The following is a 21,727-nucleotide window of genomic DNA, read 5'->3' on the forward strand; positions in this document are numbered from 1 at the left end:
CTCCGGACCGGCGCTCGAGCAACGCCTCCCCCGTGAGACGGATGCCGGCGCCCCGCGCACTCCGTACCGTTGAGGTATGTCCGACCACCCGCCCGCGCGCGTCACGCACCGGCCGCCACCGAGTCCCAGCGATCTGCGCAACGACGTCTGGCTCGCCGGAGCGCTCTTCGTCGGCGCCGTTCTCAGCGCCGCGCTCGGGAACGTCGTCGGCTTCTTCGGCTCGGAGGACGCGCCCGGCCTGCAGTGGGCGCTCGTCTACGCACTCGGCATCACCGCTCCGCTCGCCGTGCGGCGCCGCTACCCGAACTCGGTGGCCGTCGTCGTCGCGCTCGTGTTCTTCGTCGGCATGTCGGCGCGCGTCCCCGAACTGTACGTCGGCAACATCGCGGTCTTCATCGCGATGTACACCGTCGGGGCGTGGGTCGATGACCGCCGCCGCGCGGCACTCGTGCGGGTCGCGGTGATCGTGGGCATGTTCGTCTGGCTGCTCGCGACGACCTTCCAGGCGGCGATCGACCCCGGTGACGGCGGGCCGTCACGGGCGGGCCTCTTCTCGCCGTTCGCGGCGTACATGCTCATCCAGTTCCTCGTGAACGTGGCGTTCTTCGGGGGCGCGTACTACATGGGCGACCGGGCGTACGCCGCGGCGCTGTCGCGGGCCGCCCTCGAGGAGCGCACGCGCGAGCTCGAGCGCGAGCGCGAGGTGACAGCCGCACAGGCAGTCGCCCTCGATCGCGTCCGCATCGCACGCGAACTCCACGATGTCGTGGCGCACCATGTCTCGGCGATGGGCGTTCAGGCCGGCGCAGCCAGGGCCGTCCTGGAGAAGGATCCGGATGCCGCGCGCACCGCACTCGTCTCGGTCGAGGCATCCGCTCGCTCCGCACTGCACGAGCTGAGGCAGCTGCTCGAGACGCTGCGCACCCCCGCCGGCGACTCCGAGGGCGGTTCGACGGTGCACGTCTCGGGCCTGCCCGATCTGGTGCGCCACGCGAACGCGAACGGACTGCCCACGACGCTGACGGTCGTCGGCGATCCCGTCGAGCTGCCCGACGTGGTGCAGGTGAATCTGTACCGCGTCGCGCAAGAGGCGCTGACCAACGCGCGCCGCCACGGCGGGCCGGATGCCACGGCGGACGTGCGGCTGCGCTACGGCGCCGACACGATCGAGCTCGAGATCTCGAACACCGGGCGGTCGGCGCTCGTGATGCGGGCGGGGCTCGGGCTCGTGGGCATGCGGGAACGCGCGATCGCGTCCGGCGGTACGCTCGACGCCGCTCCCCGCGCGCGCGGCGGGTTCCTCGTGCGGCTGCACGTGCCACTCGGCGCGCCGGCCGAAGCCGCCACCGGAGCCCGTTCGTGAGCGGCTCGCCGATCCGGGTGCTCCTGGTGGACGACCACGCCGTGATGCGCGCCGGGTTCCGCATGATCCTCGAGTCCGCCGGCGACATCGTCGTGGTCGGCGAGGCGTCGACCGGTGCGGAGGCCGTGGCTACGGCATCCGCTCTCCGTCCCGACGTGGTGTGCATGGACGTGCAGATGCCCGACATGGACGGGATCGAGGCGACGCGGCGCATCATCGCCGACCCCACCGCCTCGCCCGCGATCGTGGTCGTGACGACGTTCGACCGTGACGACTACCTCTTCGACGCCCTCGCCGCCGGCGCGAGCGGCTTCCTGCTGAAGAACGCCGGCCCCGAGGAGCTGATCTCGGCCGTGCGCGTGGCCGCGGCCGGCGACGCCCTCCTGGCCCCGGAGGTGACCCGGCGCGTGATCGCCCGCTTCGCCCGACCGCCCCACTCCCCAGCCGCAATCGGTCGCCCCGACCCGCCGGTCGTGACGAGCGAGCCCCGTGCGGTCGGGACGAACGGTGTCGAGCTGACCGACAGGGAGACGGAGGTGCTGCGGCTCGTGGCGCAAGCGCTGAGCAACGCCGAGATCGCGCGGCGGCTCTACATCGGCGAGGCCACCGTCAAGACGCACGTGTCCAACGTGCTGCAGAAGCTCGGGGCACGTGACCGAGTCGCGGCGGTGGTGTACGCCCACCGCCACGGCCTGGCCTGACGCCCCGTGGCGGCCGGGACGACGGATGCCCCGGCCCGTGGCCTGCGAGAGGCGCACGGTCGGGGCATCCGATCGGGAGGAGGTCAGGCAGCGACGGGCACCTGCGCGTAGCGGTCGACGAGTGCACCGAAGGCCTCGAGGTAGCCGACGAGGAACTCGGCGGTCTGGTCGTTGGTGACCTCACCGGACTCCGCGAACAGTCCCGGGCTCGCCTGCACGTAGCCCTCGGGCTGGCCGAGTGTCGGGGAGTTGTAGTGGACGAGGATGGCCTTCAGGTGCTGCTGGGCGGCGGCGGTGGCGATGCCACCCTGAGAGGTGCCGATCACGGCGGTGGGCTTTCCGTTGAAGGACATCCGACCATACGGACGTGCCGACCAGTCGAGGGCGTTCTTGAGCACGCCAGGGATCGAACGGCTGTACTCGGGCGTCACGATGATGACGCCGTCGACGTCCTCGATCGCCTGCTTGAAGTCGCGGGCGACCTGGGGGAAGTCTCCGTCATGGTCGGGCGAGTAGAACGGCAGGTCGGCGATCGGGATCTCGACCAGGCGCGTCCCCGCGGGGGCGAGACGCTCGAGGGCCTTCGCGAGACGACGGTTGATCGAATTCGACGAGATGCTGCCGACGATGTAGCCGATGGTCCGGTCGGTCATGTGTTCCTCCAGATAGAAAAGGTCCCCGGCGGGGACCACCGTGGACATTCCATTTCCATGCAAGAACATGCACATGCGGTCTATTCCCGCGCATGGAACCCCATCCCCTCCCCTGGGCGGAGCAGAGTCCGTCTCCAGGGGGAGGTCCTGTCGGGCACGGCTGCCTAGCCTGGTCTCGACAGGCTCGACCACCGGGCGGAGAGGAGACGCGATGCTGCAGCTGAGCGGTATCACCAAGAGCTACGGCGGACGCCGCGTGCTCGACGACGTGTCGTTCGAGGTGAGGCCGGGGCGCCTGACCGGGTTCGTCGGGGGCAACGGCGCGGGCAAGACCACGACCATGCGGATCGTGCTGGGGGTGCTCGCTCGCGACGGCGGCACCGTGACGCTCGACGGCACCGAGGTGACGGCATCCGACCGCCGCCGTTTCGGCTACATGCCCGAGGAGCGCGGCCTGTACCCGAAGATGAAAGTGCTCGAGCACATCGTCTATCTGGCGCGGCTGCACGGATTCTCGAAACCGGATGCCACGGCCCGCGCGACCGCGCTGCTCGAGCAGCTGGGGCTCGGCGAGCGCCTCGAAGACAACGTCGAGACCCTGTCGCTGGGCAACCAGCAGCGCGCCCAGATCGCAGCCGCACTCGTGCACGATCCCCAGGTGCTGATCCTGGACGAGCCGTTCTCGGGCCTGGATCCCCTCGCGGTGGACGTGGTGGCCGGCGTGCTGCAGCAGCGCGCGGCGGAGGGCGTCGCGGTGCTCTTCTCCTCGCACCAGCTCGACGTGGTCGAGCGCCTGTGCGACGACCTCGTCATCATCGCCGGCGGCACGATCCGCGCGGCCGGCCCCCGCGACGCGCTGCGCGCGCAGCACTCGACGCGCCGGTTCGAGCTCGTCTCTGCCGGCGACGCCGGCTGGCTGCGCACCGAGCCGGGCGTGGACGTGCTCGACTTCGACGGCGGCTACGCGGTGTTCGACGCCGACAGCGACGAGACCGCCCAGCGCGTCCTGCGCCGGGCCGTCGCGCAGGGCGACGTCGCGAGCTTCGCGCCGCAGCATCCCACCCTCGCCCAGATCTTCAAGGAGGTGATCCAGTGAGCACCACGACCACCACGCGCACGCCGGCGGTCAGCGCCCCGAGCTTCGCGCAGAGCACGTGGCTCGTCGCCGAGCGCGAGATCGGCACGAAGCTGCGCAGCAAGTCGTTCCTCATCTCGTTCGCCATCTTGTTCGCGCTCGCGCTCGCGGGTGTCATCTGGGCAGGCTTCGCGGCGAGCGACACCTCGGGCACGCCCGTCGCGGTGACCTCGGACGCGCAGGAGCTTCTGCCTTCCACGGCCGGCCTGGACATCACTGAGGTCGCCGATCGTGCCGATGCCGTGGAGCTCGTCACGGCGGGCGATGTCGACGTCGCCATCGTGGGAGACACCTCCTCGCCCACCGGCTTCACCGTCATCGCCGAGAGCGACGTCTCGTCGTCGCTGCTGCTTGGTCTGTCCGTGCCACCGACCGTCGAGTTGCTGGACCCCTCTGGCGCATGGAACGTCCTGGGCTATGTCGTCGCGATCGCCTTCGGCGGGATCTTCTTCTTCGCAGCGCAGACCTTCGGTCTGACGATCGCCCAGAGCGTCGTCGAGGAGAAGCAGACCCGCGTGGTCGAGCTGCTCATCTCGGCCATCCCGACGCGGGCATTGCTGGCGGGCAAGGTCATCGGCAATACCGTGCTCGCGATGGGCCAGATCCTCATCCTCGCCGCGATCGTCGTCGTCGGTTTGACGATCACCGGGCAGGCCGAGCTTCTTCAGGGGGTCGGCGCCCCCATCGCATGGTTCGCGATCTTCTTCCTGCTCGGCTTCATCCTGCTCTCGGCGCTCTTCGCCGCTGCAGCGGCGATGGTGTCGCGCCAGGAGGACATCGGCTCCACGACGTCGCCCCTGCTCCTGCTCGTCATGGCGCCGTACTTCATCGTGATCTTCTTCTGGAACAACCCCGTCGTGCTCACCGTGATGTCGTACGTGCCGTTCTCGGCACCCGTGGGCATGCCGATGCGCATGTTCCTCGGTCAGGCGCAGTGGTGGGAGCCGCTGCTCTCGCTCGTGATCCTCGCTGCCACGTGCGTCGCGGCGATCCTGGTGGGCGCGCGCATCTACGAGAACTCGCTGCTTCGCATGGGCGCCCGCGTGAAGCTCACAGAGGCGCTGGCCCGCTGACAGCCGTTTCGAATCGCGCACTTTGCAGTCTTCGGCCCCAGGTCGTGCAAAGTGCGCGATTCCAGCGCCGGCGGGATTCGGACGTCGCATCGACAGCGCGAGATGCGGCGTCGATTTTCCGCCAGCGCTCGACGTGCGCCATCGACAGCCTGAGAGCATGCCAACAGTGCGACTCAAGCTCCCCGGTTCGTTTTTTCGAGTCGGATGGTCCAGCGTTCTCGTCCAATTCGCGGAGCAGATCGCGCTCACCGCGGCGCCCCTTGTCGCCGTCCTCCTCTTCGCGTCGACACCCACGGAGACAGCACTCCTGCAGGTGGCGCACACCCTGCCGTTCCTGCTCTTCGCCATCCCCGTCGGCCTCATCGTGGACAGGACCGCTCACAAGACGGTGCTGATCGTCTCGGAATCACTGCGCGCCGTCACATTGGGCGTTGTTGTCGTGCTCCTCGCCCTCGACGCGCTCACCTTTCCCGCGCTCGTCGTCATCGGATTCGTCGGCGCCATCGGGACCGTGGCCTTCAGCGTCACCGCTCCCGCAGTGGTGCCCCAATTGGTCGCACGCGACCAGTTCACTCAGGCGAATCGGTGGCTCGAGCTCGGGCGCAGTGCGGCGTTCATCGGCGGACCAGCGGTCGCCGGTCTGCTGGTGTCCTGGACCGGAGCCCCGGGGTCCTTCGTCGCAGCGGCGGCCCTCTGCGTGTTCGGCGTGCTCTTGCTCATGCGCTTGCACCTGCGCCGAGAACCGGCGGCCGATGCTCGCCCGGTGCTTCGAGCGCTCAGAGAGGGTGCCGGCTTCGCGTGGTCGAATGCTCTGCTCAGACCGATCATCGTCACCTCGTTCGCATTCAACGTCGGCTGGTTCGCCGTTCAAGCCGTGTTCATCGTCTACGCGATCGACAACCTCGCCATGGGATCCGAGGGAGTGGGTGTGACCCTTGCCGTCTACGGGCTGGGGATGGTGATCGGGGCAGGCCTCGCGCCGGCGATCACACGGCGGCTCCTGGTCGGCCGGGCAACCCTGCTGGGGCCGGTCTGCGGGTTCGCCGCTTCCGCGGCGCTGACTCTCACACTCCTCAGCCCGACACCAGTCCTCGCCGGACTGGCCTACTTCCTGCTGGGGCTCGGCCCGACCATCTGGGCCATCACGACGACGTCCATCCGTCAGGCGGTCACTCCGATGCACATGCTGGGCCGCGTTTCCTCGCTCCTCGTGATGGCGTCCTACGGTGCTCGACCGTTCGGCGCCGCCCTTGCGGCAGTGGCGAGCGCGCTCTGGGGCAGCGCCGGGGCACTACTCCTCGCAACGGTTCTCTTCGCCGCACAGTTGGCCTATGTGGCGCGGTCGCAGCTGGTGCGTCTTCACGCACTGCCCGTGTGAACAAACGGACGATCGCGGACGCCTCAGTTCCGGGCCGCGGCTCGCCCCGCGTGCCCGCCGAGCGCGTCTGCCGCGCGCACGAGCGCGAGGTGGGTCAGCGCCTGCGGAGTGTTGCCGGCGTGACGGCCCGCTTCGACGTCGTACTCCTCCGACAGCAGGCCGAGGTCGTTGGCCAGCGAGCACAGGCGGTCCATGAGCGCACCGGCGTCGTCGGCGCGGCCGCTGCTCGCGTACTGTTCGACCAGCCAGAACGAGCAGGCGAGGAACGGATGCTCGCCGCCGGACAGGCCGTCGACATCCGACTCGGTGCGATACCGCCGCACCAGCCCGTCACGCATCAGGGTGCGCTCGATCTCGGCCACGGTGCCCAGCATGCGCGGATCGTCGTACGCGCAGAAGCCCACCTGCGAGATCAGCAGCAATGACGCGTCGACCTCGGTCGAGCCGTAGTGCTGCACGAAATGCCCGCGCTCGGCGTCGTAGCCCTCGCTCTCGACCTCGGCGCGGATGCGGTCGCGCATCTTCTCCCACGTCTCGGCGTCGCCCTCGAGCCCGTACTCCCGCACCGCCCGCACGCCTCGGTCCAACGCGGCCCAGATCATCACGCGGGAGTGCGTGAACATGCGCTCCTCGGCGCGGATCTCCCAGATGCCGTGATCGGGCCGGTCGATCCACTCGATCACCTGCGTGAGCAGCGCACGCTGCAGCGGCCACGAGAACGAGTCCTCTTCGACTCCCGCCGCACGTGTCGCCTCGAGGGCGACCATGACCTCGCCGATCACATCGGCTTGGTACTGGTCGACCGCGCCGTTGCCGATCCGCACCGGCGAGGCTCCCTCGTAGCCGGGAAGGCTCGTGATCTCACGCTCGGCGAGGTCGCGCTCACCGGCGATGCCGTACATGATCTGCACGTCCGCGGGGTCACCGGCGATCGCGCGCAGCAGCCACCCCCGCCACCGCTCGGCGGCGAGCGTGAAGCCGTGCTCGAGCAGAGTCTCGAGCGTGAGCGCGGCATCCCGCAGCCATACGTACCGGTAGTCCCAGTTGCGCGAGCCGCCGAAGTCCTCGGGAAGAGACGTGGTCGCCGCCGCCACGATGCCGCCGGTGCTCTCGTGTGTGAGCGCCCGCAGCACCAGCAGCGACCGCACGACCGAGTCGTGGTGCGGTCCGTGATGATGGATGCGGTCGGCCCAGTCCTGCCACCACGCGCGGGTCGCGGCGAGCGAGCGGTCCACGTCCAGCGGCTCGGGCACCTCATGGTGCGACTTGAACCACGTGAGCGACAGGTCGACGACCTCACCGGCACCGACGGGAATCCGCGCCTGATGGGCGTGATCGATCGGACGAAGGGGCGCACCCCGCAGCACGAGGGCGTGGGGTCCGGCGATCGCGAGGCCGGTCAGCGGCACCCCCGGCACCTGGCGAACCCACGGGATCGCACGCGCATAGTCGAAGCGCAGGCGCACCGTATCGGTGAAATCGACCGTGCCCGAGATCCCGACGATCCGGCGCACGATGTCGACGCGATTGCCGTCGATCGGCATGAAGTCGTGCACCTCGGCGACACCCTCGGCGGTCTCCCATCGCGTGACGAGGATGAACGTGTCGCCGTCGTAGCGCCGGGTGCTCGTCGCCTGCGGGTCGCTCGCGCGCAGGCTCCAGCATCCGTGATTCTCATCTCCGAGCAACGCCCCGAAGACCGAGGGCGAGTCGAAGCGCGGCACGCAGAACCAGTCGATGCTCCCCTCCCGCGACACGAGCGCCGCGGTGCGGCAGCTGCTGAGAAGGGCGTAGTCCTCTATGGGTGACGGCATCGTCCCGATTGTGGCAAACCCGCGCACCGAAGGACAGCAGCCGGCAGACATCCGCTTCGAATCGCGCACTTTGCAGGCTTCGACCCCGAATACCCGCGAAGTGAGCGATTCGAAACGACGCCCCGGTAGGTTGGGCGGCATGGCGACCGAGACCACGCTTCTGATCCTGGGCGCCACGGGCGACCTCACCTCGCGGCTGCTGCTGCCCGCGCTCGGGCAGCTGCTGACTCTCGAACCCGACCGGCAGGTCCGCCTACGCGGCTCGGGTATGGAGGACTGGGACGACGCCCGGTGGCGCGAGACGGTGCGCACCGCGTTCGCCTCGGGCGGCTTCGAGGAGGCGTTCGACCGGGTCTCAGAGACCACGTACGAGCAGGCCGACATCACCGCGCCGGCCGACCTCACCCGTCTGCTGTCCGATCCCGGCGCGCGCATCGCGCTGTATTTCGCCGTGCCGCCGGCGGTCGCCGCGGCGGCGTGCGAGGCGCTGGCCGGCGTCACGATCCCCGACGGCACGGTGCTCGCCCTGGAGAAGCCGTTCGGCGTCGACGAGGCCAGCGCACGAAAGCTCAACGAGACCGTCGCACGGCTCGTGCCCGAGGAGCAGGTGTTCCGCGTCGATCACTTCCTCGGCAGGTCGACCCTGCTCAACGTGCTGGGCGTGCGGTTCGCGAACCGCGTGTTCGCCCCGGTGTGGTCGGCCGAGCACATCGAGTCCGTCGTGATCCGCTATGACGAGACCCTCGGACTCGAAGGGCGCGCCGGGTACTACGACCGGGCCGGGGCGCTGGTGGACATGATCCAGAGCCACCTCCTGCAGGTGATGGCGGTGCTCACGATGGAGCCCCCGGCAACGCTGCACGAGCGCGATCTGCGCGATGCGACGGGCGCGGTCCTGCGCGCGACGCACGTGTGGGGCGACGACCCCGTGGCCTCGTCGCGACGGGCGCGCTACACGGCTGGAACCGTCGGCGACCGCGAGCTGCCGGCGTACACCGACGAGCCCGGCGTCGACCCGGCGCGCGGCACCGAGACGCTCGCCGAGCTGACATGCGAGGTGCGCACCGACCGCTGGGCGGGCGTTCCCATCACGTTGCGCTCGGGCAAGGCGCTCGCCGGCAAGGACGGCGAGATCGTCCTCACGTTCCGCCCCGTCAACCACGTGCCGGCCGGTCTCACCGGCCTCGCGCCGGGGTCGGTGCTGCGCTTCTCGCTCGGTCCGGACCGCATGGAGCTCGAGCTCAACGTCAACGGCGGCGACGACCCGTTCGAGCTCGAGCGCGCGATCCTCGAGGCCGACCTCGGCGCCGGCGCCCTCAAGGCGTACGGCGAGGTGCTGTCGGGCATCCTCGATGCCGACGCCGCGCTGTCGGTGCGCGGCGACGCCGCCGAGCAGTCCTGGCGGATCGTCGACCCGGTGCTCGCCGCGTGGCGCGCCGGCGACGTGCCGCTGGACGAGTACCCGGCGGGCACCCTCGGGCCGGACGGGTGGCCGCGCCTGCCGTGAGCTGCGCCCTCACCCGGAGGGGTCGGGTCAGCCCGAGACAGGTCCGCCCGACATCACCGAGATAACGTTGCCCGCGGGGTCGGTGAACCACGCGATGTCGGGCCCTCCCTCGAAGCCGCGCGAGATCCCCTTCTGGTCGGTGCCGTAGTCCGGATCACTGTAGATCTTGGTCACTACTCCGCGGGAGTTGAGGTCGTCGACGGCAGCCTCGACGTCGTCGACCGCGAAGTTCAGCACAGTGAAGACGGCGGGCTCATGGTCGGGCTTGGGGTACACGAAGATGTCGCCGCCTCCGGGCAGCGCGATCGTGAAGCCGCCCACGTCGTCCACGGTGACGGCGAGTCCGAGGGTGTCGCGGTAGAAGGTCATGGCCTCGTCGACGTCGGGTACGGCGAAGCTCGAGAACGGCCGGTCTGGTGAGAACATGTCCGCCTCCAATGGTCGGTGTCGGGATCAACCATCCTCCTGGGCGAGGAGCGTGTCCAGGGCGTCGCGCGCAGCCGTCCGATCCGCAGGCGTTCGTCGGAGGTCGGCTCGGTCCGGTGACGGGCCGCTCAGCGTCCGGCAGGTGGATTGTGGTCGGGGTGGAACGCGAAGAAGAGCGAGTACGTCTCGCCGTCGGCATCCGGCCCGCGTTCCTTGAACTCCTGGGCGAGGTCGTAGAGCCGCTGCTGCAGCTCGGCCTTGTGCTCGTCGTTGAGCTTCAGCCCCAGCCACGTCGTGTCGAGGTCCTCGTCGTCGAGGCCCTCGATCTGCTGCAGGAAGGTCTCGACGAGCACCGCACTTCCGCGGGGCATCGACGTGCGCCACGAGAGGCCGGTGGCCCGGTACGGCACCTCGCGCGCCCCCTGTGCGCCGGCGCGCTCGGCCTCGGCGGCGAGGTAGCCGGTCGAGACGAGGGTGCGCACGTGGTGGAGCATCGTGCCGGGGTTCACGCCGAGAAGCTCGGCGAGCTCTTTGTTGGTGCGCGATTCGAACGCGCACAGCCGCAGCACGCGCAGCCGCAGCGGCGAACTGAGCGCCTTCATGCGTGCTTCGGCCTCGGGATCGCCGGGGCGGAGCTCGATGCGCTCCTCGTGAGACTTCCCCATGCGCCGAGCCTAGCGAACCGATTGACAAGTCTCAATCAGTGGCGCACACTGATTGACATGTCTCAATCAGAGGAGCCGACGGACGTCGCCGGCGTCGACACCGGAGTCCTCGCCGAGGCCCGCGCGGAGGCCATGACGCCGGTGTCGAGAGCGAGTGCCGAGGACGCCGTCGAGGCGGATCAGGATGCCGCGGCCACCGCCGGTGCGGCTTCCGAGCCGGCTGGACCCGCCGCGCCCAAGGGCTCGCTGTGGCGTGACCGCAACTTCCTCACGATGTGGAGCGGCCAGGCGCTCAGCCAGTTCGGCGCACAGATCACCGAGTTGGCCCTCCCCGTGCTCGCCGTGCTCACGCTGCAGGCGACGGAATGGGAGGTGGGCCTGCTCGGCGCCGCACAGGTCGCGGCGTTCCTGATCGTCGGACTGCCTGCGGGTGCGTGGATCGACCGCATGCGCAAGCGGCACGTCATGATCTGGGCGGACGTGATCCGCGCCGTCGCTCTCGCACTGCTGCCGCTCCTGGCCGTCCTCGGGGTCCTCGAGATCTGGCACATGATCGCCGTCGCCCTCGTGATGGGCATCGCGACGGTGTTCTTCGACGTGTCGAACCAGAGCATCATCCCGTCGCTGGTGCGCACCGACCAGATCGCCGAGGCGAACGGCAAGCTGCAGTCCACCGAGCAGCTCGCGGGTCTGGCCGGGCCCGCCGCCGGCGGCTGGCTCGTCGGCGTCCTGGCCGCCCCGATCGCGATCCTCATCTCGGTGGCCACCTACATCGCGTCGTTCATCGCCCTGCTGTTCACCAAGGACCACGAGGTGCGCCGCGCTCCCGAGGACCATCAGCCCCTCCACAAGGAGATCGGCGAGGGGCTCTCGTGGGTATTCGGCAACCCGCTGCTTCGCCGCATCGTCGGCACCACCGGCATGGCGAACTTCTTCGGCACCATCGCCACGACGCTGCTGCCGATCTTCGTGCTGCGCGAACTCGGGCTGACCCCGGCGATGCTCGGCATCGTGTTCTCGCTGTCGGCGGTGGGCGGACTGCTCGGCGCGATCGCGACGCCGCGCATCGTGGCCCGGATCGGTGAGGCCCGCGCCATTCCCCTGAGCGCGATCGCCTTCTGCCTCGTGCCGTTCTTCCTTCCAGCGATCTCGCTCGTGCCGGCGCTGGCCTTTCCGCTGCTCGTGGCGCAGTTCTTCGTCATGAGCTTCACCGTGCTGCTCTACAACATCACCCAGGTCACGTTCCGGCAGCGCATCACCCCGCGGCGGCTGCTGGGCCGCATGAACGCCTCGATCCGCTTCGTCGTGTGGGGCGTCATGCCGATCGGCGCGCTCATCGCGGGCGCCCTCGGCACCTGGATCGGCACCGTCCCGACCCTGTGGATCGCCGCCACGGGCGAGCTGCTGGCGTGCCTCTTCGTCGTGATCGGGCCGTTCTGGGGCATGCGCGATCTGCCCGACGTCACGGAGGAGGCGCCCTCCGGCGCCACCACGTGAGCGCGAAACCCAGGCCCGGCACGTGCGCAGGGCGCGCGCCGGGCCTGGCCCGCGCGCCCGGCGGCTCGGTGCGACGCGTCGGCGGCCGGACGGGTATGGGATCGTCCCGCTCCCTACCCGGCGGGCAATCATCGCGCAACCACTGCCGTGAGGGGGCTCGGCGTGATTGGGTGGCACCATGACGGCCCGCATTGTCTCCATCGGCACCGCGGTCCCGGCCGCGCGCATCGGGCAGGATGCCGTGCGCGAGCTCTTCGCGTCGCAACCGGGTGTCGATCGGCTCACGAGGCGGCGCATCCAGGGCGCGTTCGGCGCCTCCGCGATCGAGCATCGCCACACCGTGCTGGGCGAACTGGCGGGCCTGCCGCCGACGCCCGGCGCCCCCGAGTTCCTCGACGCTGACGGCACCTTGCGTGCCCCGACGACGGGCCCGCGCAACGACCTCTACACCGAACTCGCGCCCGGGCTCGGCGCCGAGGCGGCGCGCAATGCGCTGACGGATGCCGGGCTCGCGGCATCCGCCGTCACCCACGTCGTGACGGTGTCGTGCACGGGCTTCTTCGCCCCGGGCCCCGACTACCGGCTGGTGCGGGATCTGGGGCTGCCGACCACGACCGAGCGCTACCACCTCGGGTTCATCGGGTGTGCGGCGGCGCTGCCCGGACTGCGGCTGGCCTCCCGGATCACCGACTCGCAGCCCGACGCGGTGGTGCTCGTGGTGTGCGTCGAGCTGTGCTCCCTGCACATCCGCGCCTCGGCCGACCCCCAGCAGATCGTCGCGGCGTCCGTGTTCGGCGACGGCGCCGCGGCCGCGGTCATCGCGGGGCCGACGGCGGTGCAGGATGCCGGCGGCCTGGATCTCGACCGTTTCGGCACCGCGCTCACCGACGAGGGTGAGGACGACATGGTGTGGACGATCGGCGACCACGGCTTCGAGATGGTGCTGTCGGCCGAGGTGCCGCGCATCATCGGGCGCGAGATCCGCGCCGCCGTGGACCGGTTCGTCGGCCCCGACGCCCCGGACGCGTGGGCCGTGCACCCCGGCGGTCGCAGTGTGCTCGATCGCGTCGAGGCGGGGCTGGACCTGGATCCGGCGGCCCTCGACGCCTCCCGTGCCGTGCTGCGCGAGTACGGCAACATGTCGAGCGCGACCATCCTGTTCATCCTGCGCGGGCTGCTCCACGACGACACCCTGGCCGAGGGCGCGAGAGTCGCCGGCCTGGCGTTCGGCCCGGGGCTCACCGTGGAGTCGGCGCTCATGACCCGCCGCCTCGGTCGCGGACGCGCATCGGGCGACGATGCGGTGCGCCGTGGCCTCGCCGAGGCGGCACCGGCCCTGGCTGCGCGGGCATGAGCCGGACGGCGGCCCGGGTGGTGGGAGCACGGCGATGAGCCTCGCCGTGCGCGACGACACGCTCGTCGAGCTCATGGACGACCCGCACTGCGACCCGCGGCGGCTGCGGGCGACGCTGCGGCGCTTCGGCACCGTGAACCGCCTCGTCTCGGGATGGGGCACCGTGTACCGCACCCGGCTCAGGCCGCATCTGGCGGCGCTCGGCCGACCCGCCCGCGTGCTCGATCTCGGCTCCGGCGGCGGCGACCTCGTCGCGCGCCTCGCGGGCCTGGCCCGACGCGACGGCCTCGACGTGCACTGGACGGGTGCCGACCCCGACCCGCGCGCCCACGCCGTCGCGACGGAACGCGAGGTTCCGCCGGCCGTCGCCTTCCGGTGCACGGATGCCGCCGCCCTCGTCGCCGCGGGCGACAGCTTCGACGTCGTGCTGTCGAACCATGTGCTGCATCATCTCGGCCCGGAGCTTCCGGCGTTCGCGACGCAGTCGCTCCAGCTCTCGCGCGGCCTCGTGCTGCACGGCGACATCGAGCGCAGCGGCTTGGCGTACGGCCTCTACGCGGTCGGGATCACGCCCTTCGCGCCCGGAACCTTCCTGCGCACCGACGGCCTGCGGTCGATCCGGCGCAGTTTCACGCAGGACGAGCTCGACCGTGCGCTCGGCCCTGGTGGGCCGGGCACGTGGCGGGTCGAGCGGCCCGCGGCGTTCCGCCTCCTGGCGGTGGGGGACGGGCGTGGCTGAGGTCACGGGGATGGGCCGCGGCATCCGTCCCCTTCCGTCGTCCCGTGACCGCGCTCGGGTGGCAGTTGCTGCGGCATCGGCGCCGCGGTTGCGACACGAACTGCCTCCCGAACGACGCCGGTCCGACGCTCAGGTGGCAGATGCCGCGGATTCAGGCGCACGCAAGGGACGCGAGCTGCCCCTCGAACCGATCGACGTGGGGGGCGGGCGTGGCTGAGGTCACCGTGGTCGGTGCGGGGCCGGTCGGGATGCTGCTCGCCGGCGAGCTCGCGCGCCGCGGCATCGAGGTCGATGTGCTCGAACGGCGGCCGGCATCGGGGGACGGCTCTCGCGCGATCGGCGTGCACGCCCCGGTGCTGGCCGCGCTCGAGGCATCCGGGGTTACCGAACGACTGCTCGCCCACGCCGTGCGGGTGCGCCGGGGTGAAGCCCGCTCCGGTGGCCGGCTGCTCGGAGTGGTGCGGTTCGACGAGTTGTCGACGCGCTTCCCGTTCGTGGCGACACTCCCCCAGGCGGCGACCGAGGCCGTGCTGGCCGACGGCGCGCCCGAGCCGCTCCGCGGCGCCAACGTGATGGCGGTCCTGCCGGGCGCCGACGGCGTGCTCATCCGCACCGGCGTCCTCGGCCGGCCCGTCGAGCAGACGAGCGGGCTCGTGGTCGTCGCATCCGGATCCGGCGGGCGTGATCTCGCCTACCGGGCCGGTGCGGTGCCGGTGCGCGAGTACCGCGACCGGTACGTGATGACGGATGCCGAGACAGGCCCCCGTTCGGACGGCGAGGTCGCCGTGGTGCACCTCGACTCCGTCGGCGTGCTCGAGTCGTTCCCGCTCCCCGACGGACGGCGGCGGTTCGTCGCGTGGGATCCGCCGGGCCGCGATCCCCGCCCCGACGCCCTCGTCGCACGCATGCGCACGGCACTCGAGGTGCGGGAGGAGAGCGCGGCGTCCGCTGTGACCGAGGCGACGGCGTTCGGCGTGCGCCGGGTCGTCGCGCCCCGCATGCGCAACGGGCGGGTGTTCGTGATCGGGGATGCTGCGCACGAGGTCAGCCCGATCGGAGGGCAGGGCATGAACCTCGGCCTGCTCGACGCAGCGACGCTGGCCCCGCTGCTGGCGCAGTGGGTGCGAACGGGCGCAGCGCCGGAACCGGACCTGCGCCGGTGGGAGGCCCGTCGTGTCGCGTCGGCGCGGACGGCCGCGCGTCTCGCCGCCGTCAACACCGCGCTCGGCCGTGCGCTGCCGCGCGGCCTCGACCCGATCCGGCGGACCGCGGTGCGCTCGATGCTCGCGCCGCCCGTCGCCCGCCTCTTCTCCCACGCCTACGCGATGGGCCTCGACGCCGACGCCTGACCCGCCCCGGCCCCGCGGCGCGGTGGCCGCGCGGCGTCGTCGGTCCTGAGTCGAAGTTGAGAAACCACACGCAGGTTGAGAAACCACGCGCCGGGGCGAGTATCAACCTCTACGCGGTTTCTCAACCTCAAGTGGCGCGCGACGCGACGCGCGGCCCGACGTGGCGCGGCGGCGCGGCGGCACGGGGGCGTCAGGCGGCGAGGGCGCCGCCGGAGGCGACGAGCTGCGCGGCGAGCAGCAGCGCCGCGAGCATCACGAGGCGGAAGAGTGCGCGCGAGGGCGGACGCACCATCGCCCTGACGACGGTCACGACAGCCACGAGTGCGACCCCGGCGAAGAACGCCCATGCGATCGACGGAACCGCCACGAGGGCTCCGCCGGCCGAGCCGAGCAGCACCGCGACGGCACCGGCGATCACGCCGAGCGCCGCGATCACGGCCGACGCCCGGGCGCCGAGCCGGTGCGGCAGCCCGCGCACGCCGGTGCGCTCGTCATCGTCCAGGTCGGGCAGCACGTTGGTCAGGTGCACGGCGCCGCCGAGGGCGGCGCCCGCGATCCAGGCCCACCCGGCGGCGAAGGCCGGCTCCGGCGCCGACAAGGTCGCGAGTGACGGGAACACGCCGAAGCTCACCAGGAACGGCGCGATCGACAGTGCGGTGGATTTCAGCCCGGCGTTGTACGCCCACGCGGAGCCGAGCGTGAGGGCATGTGCCGCCAGCATCCGCCATCCCAACGGCGCCGACAACACCAGCGCGAGCGTGAGGCATACGGAGGCCGCCACCCACGCTGCCGGCAGGCTCACGTCGCCGCGGGCGAGCGGCTTGTCGGTGCGGCCGACCGCGCGGTCACGGGCGGCGTCGAGGGCGTCGTTCGAGATGCCGATCGACAGCTGCCCGGCGAACACCGCCATGGTCAGCAGGGCCAGACGCCAGGCCTCGAGCCCGATGGCGATGCCCAGCGCGAGCGCCAGCGCCGTCACGACCAGCGTGGGCCCGGGGTGCGATGACCCCCACAATCCCCGGACGGTGCGCACGCTCGATGCTCTCACGCCACGGTCCGGTCCAGGTTTCGCAGCATCCGCCGCCCGCAAACCTGCGCAACCCGGACCGCACCACGAGCGCGCATGCCGCAGACCCCGCTCGGCCACGCGCACGACGCTGCGGTACAGGTTTCGCAGCCTCCGCCGTTCGCAAACCTGCCCAACCCGGACTGCACCACGAGCGCGCATGCCGCAGACCCCGCTCGGCCACGCGCACGACGCTGCCGCGCCACGGTCCGGGTTTCGCAGCCTCCGCCGCCCGCAAACCTGCGCAACCCGGACCGCACCACGAGCGCGCGTCCCGCAGACCCCGCTCGGCCGCGCGCACGACGCTGCCACGCCACGGTCCGGTCCAGTTTTCGCAGCATCCGCCGCCCGCAAACCTGCGCAACCCGGACCGCACCACGAGCGCGCGTGCCGCAGAGGGCTCAGTCGTCGAGCAGCTCGGCCTCGATGACCTCGTCCTCCTCGACGGGAAGGTCCGGCGAGGGCGCGGGGCCCTCGCTGACCAGCGTCAGCCCCGAGCCGTCGGCCGCGACGTCCACGCGCACGACGTCTCCGTCGCGCACTCCGCCCCCGAGGATCGCCATCGCGAGGCGGTCCTGGATCTCGGACTGGATCAGCCGGCGCAGCGGCCGCGCCCCGAACACCGGGTCGTAGCCGCGCTCGGCCAGCCACGCGCGCGCGTCGGGCGTCACGGCCAGAGCGAGGCGGCGGTCCTTCAGGCGCCGCTGCAGCGCGAACACGGCGAGCTCGACGATCTGCGCGAGGTCGTCCTCGGTCAGCGCCTGGAAGATCACGATGTCGTCGAGGCGGTTGACGAACTCGGGCTTGAACGCCTGGCGCACGAGGCCCTGAACCTGCTCGCGCTTCTGCTCCACCGACAGGGTCGGGTCGATCAGGATCGGCGAGCCGAGGTTCGAGGTGAGGATCAGCACGACGTTCGTGAAGTCGACCGTCCGTCCCTGTCCGTCCGTGAGCCGTCCGTCGTCCATCACCTGCAGCAGCACGTCGAAGACCTCGGGGTGGGCCTTCTCGACCTCGTCGAGCAGCACGACCGAGTACGGCCGGCGACGCACGGCCTCGGTCAGCTGACCGCCCTGCTCGTAGCCGACGTAGCCGGGGGGAGCGCCGACCAGCCTCGAGACGGTGTGCTTCTCGCCGTACTCGGACATGTCGATGCGCACCATGGCGTGCTCGTCGTCGAAGAGGAACTCGGCGAGCGCCTTCGCCAGCTCGGTCTTGCCGACGCCGGTCGGGCCGAGGAACAGGAACGAGCCCGTGGGCCGGTTGGGATCGCTGATGCCGGCACGAGAGCGGCGCACGGCATCCGACACCGCCTTCACCGCGGCCTTCTGCCCGATGAGCCGCTTGCCGAGCTCGGCCTCGAGGTGCAGCAGCTTCTCGGTCTCGCCCTGCAGCAGGCGACCGACCGGGATGCCGGTCCATGCGGCGATGACGGCGGCGATGTCTTCGTCGGTGACCTGGTCGTTGACCATGCGGTCGCCGGCGGGCTCTTCGCGCTCGGCCTCGACGAGTTGACGCTCCAGGGCAGGGATCTCGGCATAGAGCAGCCGTGACGCCTTCTCGAGGTTGCCCTCGCGCTGCGCGCGGTCGGCCTCCATGCGCGCGGCGTCCAGCTTGGTCTTCAGATCGCCGACGCGGTTGAGCGACGCGCGCTCGCGCTCCCAGCGGCCCTGCAGTTCCCCGAGCTTCTCCTGCTCGGTGCGCAGCGTCTCGCGCAGTGTTGCGAGCCGCTCCTTCGACGCGTCGTCCTTCTCCTTCTTCAGCGCCAGCTCCTCGAGCTTCAGCCGGTCGACGTGGCGGCGCAGCTCATCGATCTCGAGCGGCGCCGAGTCGATCTCCATGCGCAGGCGCGACGCGGCCTCGTCGATGAGGTCGATGGCCTTGTCGGGCAGCTGACGGCTCGGGATGTATCGATGCGAGAGGGATGCCGCGGCAACGAGCGCGGCATCCGCGATGGCGACCTTGTGGTGCGCCTCGTACCGCTCCTTGAGTCCGCGCAGGATCGCGACGGTGTCTTCGACGTTGGGCTCGCCGACGTAGACCTGCTGGAACCGGCGCTCGAGCGCGGCATCCTTCTCGATGAACTCGCGGTACTCGTTCAGCGTGGTCGCGCCGATCATTCGCAGCTCGCCGCGCGCGAGCATGGGCTTGAGCATGTTCGAGGCGGCGACGGATCCCTCGCCGCCGCCGGCGCCCATGAGCACGTGCAGCTCGTCGATGAACGTGATGATGCGCCCGTCGGACTCGGTGATCTCTATGAGCACGCTCTTGAGGCGCTCTTCGAACTGGCCGCGGTACATCGCGCCGGCGACGAGTGCCGAGATGTCGAGGGTGACGAGCTCTTTGTCCTTCAGCGACTCGGCGACGTCGCCCGCGACGATGCGCTGGGCGAGCCCCTCGACGACGGCGGTCTTTCCGACGCCGGGCTCGCCGATGAGGACGGGGTTGTTCTTGGTGCGGCGGGTCAGCACCTGGCTGACGCGCCGGATCTCGCTGTCTCGCCCGATGACGGGGTCGAGCTTGCCCTGGCGGGCGCGGTCTGTGAGGTTGATGCCGAACTGCTCGAGGGCGCTCTGCGCGTCCTCCTGTCCGGGCTGCGGGGTGGCGTTCATGTGTCTCCTGAAATCTGCTCACGTTCAAAGTTGAGTCGTGATGACTCAAGTTTACCAGGCAGTGGATGCCGCGGCAATGCGTCGAGCGCAACGCACATCATCCGCGGGCGATCTCCTCCCGCGCATCCGCGTAGGCGCGGCGCAGCGTCTCGCTCACCCATTCGCCGCCGCGGTACAGATTCGCCGCACCGATGTCGTCGACCACGCCCCCCGCGGTCAGCTGATGGATCACGCGCTCCTCGCTCGCCACGATCTTGAGCGAGGCATCCGCTGACGCCAGCTCGTGGGCGTACCGCCGCAGGACCTCGATGAAGGCGAGCCCCACCTCGTCGGTGCCGCGCAGCCGCACGATCACGACGGCGCCGCGCGAGTCGGCACCCACCCGCGGGAGCTGCCGCTCGAACGTCGGTGCACTGGCGAAGAACAGGCTGCCGTAGGGCTGCAGCACCAGGACCTCGCCGGGACGGACGGATGCCGGCGGGTCGGACTCGCGCAGGCGCCCGTCGTCGGTGATGTGCACCTGACGCACCCGCACCCGGTTCGACTGCTGGGCCACGAACATCACGATCCCGAGGCCGACTCCGACGAGCACCGCGAACTGCAGCGGGATGATCAGGGTCAGCACGAACGTCACCGCCATGATCGTGGTCTGCAGGGCTCCGCTCTTGACAACCGAGAACACCCGGCTCGGCTTGATCGCCGAGATCCCCACCACGATGAGCAGCGCGGCGAGCGCCGGCATCGCGACGAAGGCGACGAGGCCCGACGCGAGCAGGATCACCAGGGCCATGACGCCGCCGGCGAAGACGAGCGACCAGCGCGTGCGCGCACCGGCGGCGACGATGAGCGCAGACGCCGACATCGACCCGCCGACCGGCATGCCGCGGAAGACCCCGGCGACGACGTTCCCGACACCCTGACCGATGAAGTCGCGAGAGGCATCGGCGGGCTTGCCGTCGGGAGTGGGGATGCCGGCCGAGACGCCGGCACCCTGCACCAGTCCCACGAACGCGAGCGAGACGGCGGGGATCGCGAGGTACACGATGTCGTCGAAGCTGGGAAGGACGGGAGCGGGGAGCCCCCGGGGCACGTCGACCATGTCGTCGAGGACCACCACGGGGCCGGCCACCCACGCATTGAGCAGCCATGCCGCGATCGAGCCGAGCACGACCGCGACGACGAGGCTCAGGCTGCCGACGCGCGTGGGCTGCAGCACCACGATCGCGAGCACCGTGATCGCCCCCACGACGACGGCGGGGATGCTCCACTGACCGATGTGGAGGAGCAGGTCGATCGTCTTGACGATGCGGTTGGCGCCCTGCGCCGCATATCCGGTGAAGTTCGACAGCTGCCCGAGCACGATGTTGACGCCGACAGCCGTGATGAACCCCGTCATGACCGCTGTCGGCACGAACCGCACCAGACGCCCGGCGCGCGCCAGGCCCGCCACGATCATGACGACGCCGGTCAGCATCGCGAGCGTGTAGAGCGCGCGGTCAGGGTCGGGTCTGCTCTGCAGGTCGGCGTCGGCCACGACCAGCGCCATCGCGCCGGTGGCCTGCACCGCCATGAACGTGCTGCTGGTGAAGAACGCGGCGCCCACCATGCCGAAGAGGTAGCCGTAGAGGCCGGCGAGCGGGTTCACGCCCGCGAGCAGGCCAGAGGCGAGGCCGTCGGGCACGCTCTCCACACCGAGTGCGATGCCCGCCTTGACGTCTTTGCCCAGAGTCTCGCGCGAGAACCACGTCTTCGGATTGAGGCCCATGGGCCCACGGTAGCGAAGCGCTCACGCCGAAGGCCGCCCTGCGCCGGCGTCCGGCCGGGTCAGCGGCGGTTTTCACACGACCTGCGTGATGTGGGCATCCTCGCCGTTCCCGAAGTTGGATAGCGCCGCGCGGAGTGGCACCCGACCCCACGCCGAGTGCGCTCGACGCTCCGCCGGCGAATCGAACGGCCCCGTGCCGACACGAAGGGAACCTCGCATGACCGACACCGACACCACCGTCACGGGATGGGTGGGATGGGGCGTCTTCGCCGCCGTCGTCCTCATCATCTCGGGCATCATCGACGCCTTCCACGGGCTTCAGGCACTCATCGGGCCCGATACCGCCTATTTCCTCGGCGAAGCCGGCCTGTTCTCGCTCGACATCCAGGCCTGGGGATGGTGGCACCTGATCTCGGGTCTTCTTCTCCTGCTCGTGGGCATCGCGCTTCTCGGCGGAGCGACCTGGGCACGCGTCATCGCGATCATTCTGGTGACGCTCAACGCCGTCGGTCAACTGACGCTCATGGCCGCCCAGCCGTGGCTGTCGATCGCCGTGCTGGCGCTCGACGTCCTCGTGATCTACGCGCTCACCGTGCACGGGCGCGAGCTCAAGGCTCGCCGCAGCTGAGC

The 21,727-nt window shown here is 70.8% G+C and carries 18 protein-coding genes; 11 read left to right on the forward strand and 7 right to left on the reverse strand.

Annotated features, from left to right (window positions below; genetic code table 11):
• Nucleotides 1-76: 76 nt before the first annotated feature.
• Entirely contained in the window at nucleotides 77-1,363 is a 1,287-nt protein-coding gene (locus tag HF576_RS12270; protein WP_168913120.1) for a sensor histidine kinase, read from the forward strand.
• A gap of 44 nt (nucleotides 1,364-1,407) precedes the next feature.
• Entirely contained in the window at nucleotides 1,408-2,064 is a 657-nt protein-coding gene (locus HF576_RS12275; RefSeq protein ID WP_205835278.1) for a response regulator, read from the forward strand.
• Nucleotides 2,065-2,147: 83 nt separating this feature from the next.
• Here HF576_RS12275 and HF576_RS12280 read toward each other — a convergent pair whose 3' ends face one another.
• The gene (locus HF576_RS12280) at nucleotides 2,148-2,717 is read right to left on the reverse strand and encodes an NADPH-dependent FMN reductase (RefSeq protein WP_168913122.1); all 570 of its coding nucleotides are present in this window, start codon (nucleotides 2,715-2,717) and stop codon (nucleotides 2,148-2,150) included.
• A gap of 211 nt (nucleotides 2,718-2,928) precedes the next feature.
• Here HF576_RS12280 and HF576_RS12285 point away from each other — a divergent pair, with 211 nt between their 5' ends.
• The 3 genes from HF576_RS12285 (at nucleotide 2,929) to HF576_RS12295 (ending at nucleotide 6,303) form a co-directional block, all read left to right on the forward strand.
• On the forward strand, nucleotides 2,929-3,813 hold the full coding sequence (locus HF576_RS12285; RefSeq protein ID WP_168913123.1) for an ABC transporter ATP-binding protein: 885 nt from the start codon (nucleotides 2,929-2,931) through the stop codon (nucleotides 3,811-3,813).
• The gene (locus HF576_RS12290) at nucleotides 3,810-4,925 is read left to right on the forward strand and encodes an ABC transporter permease (RefSeq protein ID WP_168913124.1); all 1,116 of its coding nucleotides are present in this window, start codon (nucleotides 3,810-3,812) and stop codon (nucleotides 4,923-4,925) included. Before HF576_RS12285 ends, HF576_RS12290 begins: the two co-directional genes overlap by 4 nt.
• A gap of 157 nt (nucleotides 4,926-5,082) precedes the next feature.
• Nucleotides 5,083-6,303, forward strand: a complete 1,221-nt coding sequence (locus HF576_RS12295; RefSeq protein WP_168913125.1) for an MFS transporter — start codon at nucleotides 5,083-5,085, stop codon at nucleotides 6,301-6,303.
• A gap of 23 nt (nucleotides 6,304-6,326) precedes the next feature.
• On the opposite strand, the gene HF576_RS12300 is transcribed toward HF576_RS12295, so the two are convergent.
• Nucleotides 6,327-8,117 carry a glycoside hydrolase family 15 protein gene (locus tag HF576_RS12300; protein WP_205835228.1) on the reverse strand — a complete coding sequence of 597 codons (1,791 nt, stop codon included), beginning with the start codon at nucleotides 8,115-8,117 and terminating at the stop codon, nucleotides 6,327-6,329.
• Nucleotides 8,118-8,256: 139 nt separating this feature from the next.
• Here HF576_RS12300 and HF576_RS12305 point away from each other — a divergent pair, with 139 nt between their 5' ends.
• Nucleotides 8,257-9,624, forward strand: coding sequence for a glucose-6-phosphate dehydrogenase (locus HF576_RS12305; protein WP_168913126.1), 1,368 nt, complete (start codon nucleotides 8,257-8,259; stop codon nucleotides 9,622-9,624).
• Nucleotides 9,625-9,651: 27 nt separating this feature from the next.
• Here HF576_RS12305 and HF576_RS12310 read toward each other — a convergent pair whose 3' ends face one another.
• Nucleotides 9,652-10,050: a VOC family protein gene (locus HF576_RS12310; RefSeq protein WP_168913127.1), complete on the reverse strand. Its 399-nt coding sequence runs from the start codon at nucleotides 10,048-10,050 to the stop codon at nucleotides 9,652-9,654.
• Between the two features lie 128 nt (nucleotides 10,051-10,178).
• A complete protein-coding gene (locus tag HF576_RS12315) occupies nucleotides 10,179-10,715 on the reverse strand; it encodes a winged helix-turn-helix domain-containing protein (protein WP_168913128.1) in 537 nt (178 codons plus the stop codon).
• A gap of 57 nt (nucleotides 10,716-10,772) precedes the next feature.
• On the opposite strand from HF576_RS12315, the gene HF576_RS12320 reads away from it, so the two are divergent.
• From HF576_RS12320 to HF576_RS12335, 4 genes are all read left to right on the forward strand, one after another.
• Nucleotides 10,773-12,212, forward strand: coding sequence for an MFS transporter (locus tag HF576_RS12320; protein WP_168913129.1), 1,440 nt, complete (start codon nucleotides 10,773-10,775; stop codon nucleotides 12,210-12,212).
• Nucleotides 12,213-12,390: 178 nt separating this feature from the next.
• Complete coding sequence (locus HF576_RS12325) at nucleotides 12,391-13,566, forward strand: type III polyketide synthase (RefSeq protein WP_168913130.1); 1,176 nt, start codon at nucleotides 12,391-12,393, stop codon at nucleotides 13,564-13,566.
• Between the two features lie 34 nt (nucleotides 13,567-13,600).
• The gene (locus tag HF576_RS12330; RefSeq protein ID WP_168913131.1) at nucleotides 13,601-14,305 is read left to right on the forward strand and encodes a methyltransferase domain-containing protein; all 705 of its coding nucleotides are present in this window, start codon (nucleotides 13,601-13,603) and stop codon (nucleotides 14,303-14,305) included.
• A gap of 209 nt (nucleotides 14,306-14,514) precedes the next feature.
• On the forward strand, nucleotides 14,515-15,654 hold the full coding sequence (locus tag HF576_RS12335; protein WP_343234262.1) for an FAD-dependent oxidoreductase: 1,140 nt from the start codon (nucleotides 14,515-14,517) through the stop codon (nucleotides 15,652-15,654).
• A 190-nt stretch (nucleotides 15,655-15,844) separates the two neighbouring features.
• Here HF576_RS12335 and HF576_RS12340 read toward each other — a convergent pair whose 3' ends face one another.
• From HF576_RS12340 to HF576_RS12350, 3 genes are all read right to left on the reverse strand, one after another.
• Nucleotides 15,845-16,687: a UbiA family prenyltransferase gene (locus HF576_RS12340; protein WP_168913132.1), complete on the reverse strand. Its 843-nt coding sequence runs from the start codon at nucleotides 16,685-16,687 to the stop codon at nucleotides 15,845-15,847.
• Nucleotides 16,688-17,121: 434 nt separating this feature from the next.
• Nucleotides 17,122-19,332: an ATP-dependent Clp protease ATP-binding subunit gene (locus tag HF576_RS12345; RefSeq protein ID WP_168913133.1), complete on the reverse strand. Its 2,211-nt coding sequence runs from the start codon at nucleotides 19,330-19,332 to the stop codon at nucleotides 17,122-17,124.
• Between the two features lie 97 nt (nucleotides 19,333-19,429).
• Nucleotides 19,430-21,097 carry a SulP family inorganic anion transporter gene (locus HF576_RS12350; protein ID WP_168913134.1) on the reverse strand — a complete coding sequence of 556 codons (1,668 nt, stop codon included), beginning with the start codon at nucleotides 21,095-21,097 and terminating at the stop codon, nucleotides 19,430-19,432.
• 217 nt (nucleotides 21,098-21,314) lie between these two features.
• Here HF576_RS12350 and HF576_RS12355 point away from each other — a divergent pair, with 217 nt between their 5' ends.
• Nucleotides 21,315-21,725 carry a DUF7144 family membrane protein gene (locus HF576_RS12355; protein ID WP_168913135.1) on the forward strand — a complete coding sequence of 137 codons (411 nt, stop codon included), beginning with the start codon at nucleotides 21,315-21,317 and terminating at the stop codon, nucleotides 21,723-21,725.
• Nucleotides 21,726-21,727: the final 2 nt, after the last annotated feature.

Source organism: Microbacterium salsuginis, from assembly GCF_012524205.1.
Taxonomy (GTDB): domain Bacteria; phylum Actinomycetota; class Actinomycetes; order Actinomycetales; family Microbacteriaceae; genus Microbacterium; species Microbacterium salsuginis.

Bases quoted from the DNA above. Each gene is read 5' to 3' on its own strand.
- HF576_RS12270 (WP_168913120.1), top strand. From the start codon at position 77: ATGTCCGACCACCCGCCCGCGCGCGTCACGCACCGGCCGCCACCGAGT.
- HF576_RS12275 (WP_205835278.1), top strand. From the start codon at position 1,408: ATGCGCGCCGGGTTCCGCATGATCCTCGAGTCCGCCGGCGACATCGTC.
- HF576_RS12280 (WP_168913122.1), bottom strand. From the start codon at position 2,717: ATGACCGACCGGACCATCGGCTACATCGTCGGCAGCATCTCGTCGAAT.
- HF576_RS12285 (WP_168913123.1), top strand. From the start codon at position 2,929: ATGCTGCAGCTGAGCGGTATCACCAAGAGCTACGGCGGACGCCGCGTG.
- HF576_RS12295 (WP_168913125.1), top strand. From the start codon at position 5,083: ATGCCAACAGTGCGACTCAAGCTCCCCGGTTCGTTTTTTCGAGTCGGA.
- HF576_RS12300 (WP_205835228.1), bottom strand. From the start codon at position 8,117: ATGCCGTCACCCATAGAGGACTACGCCCTTCTCAGCAGCTGCCGCACC.
- HF576_RS12305 (WP_168913126.1), top strand. From the start codon at position 8,257: ATGGCGACCGAGACCACGCTTCTGATCCTGGGCGCCACGGGCGACCTC.
- HF576_RS12310 (WP_168913127.1), bottom strand. From the start codon at position 10,050: ATGTTCTCACCAGACCGGCCGTTCTCGAGCTTCGCCGTACCCGACGTC.
- HF576_RS12315 (WP_168913128.1), bottom strand. From the start codon at position 10,715: ATGGGGAAGTCTCACGAGGAGCGCATCGAGCTCCGCCCCGGCGATCCC.
- HF576_RS12320 (WP_168913129.1), top strand. From the start codon at position 10,773: ATGTCTCAATCAGAGGAGCCGACGGACGTCGCCGGCGTCGACACCGGA.
- HF576_RS12325 (WP_168913130.1), top strand. From the start codon at position 12,391: ATGACGGCCCGCATTGTCTCCATCGGCACCGCGGTCCCGGCCGCGCGC.
- HF576_RS12330 (WP_168913131.1), top strand. From the start codon at position 13,601: ATGAGCCTCGCCGTGCGCGACGACACGCTCGTCGAGCTCATGGACGAC.
- HF576_RS12345 (WP_168913133.1), bottom strand. From the start codon at position 19,332: ATGAACGCCACCCCGCAGCCCGGACAGGAGGACGCGCAGAGCGCCCTC.
- HF576_RS12350 (WP_168913134.1), bottom strand. From the start codon at position 21,097: ATGGGCCTCAATCCGAAGACGTGGTTCTCGCGCGAGACTCTGGGCAAA.
- HF576_RS12355 (WP_168913135.1), top strand. From the start codon at position 21,315: ATGACCGACACCGACACCACCGTCACGGGATGGGTGGGATGGGGCGTC.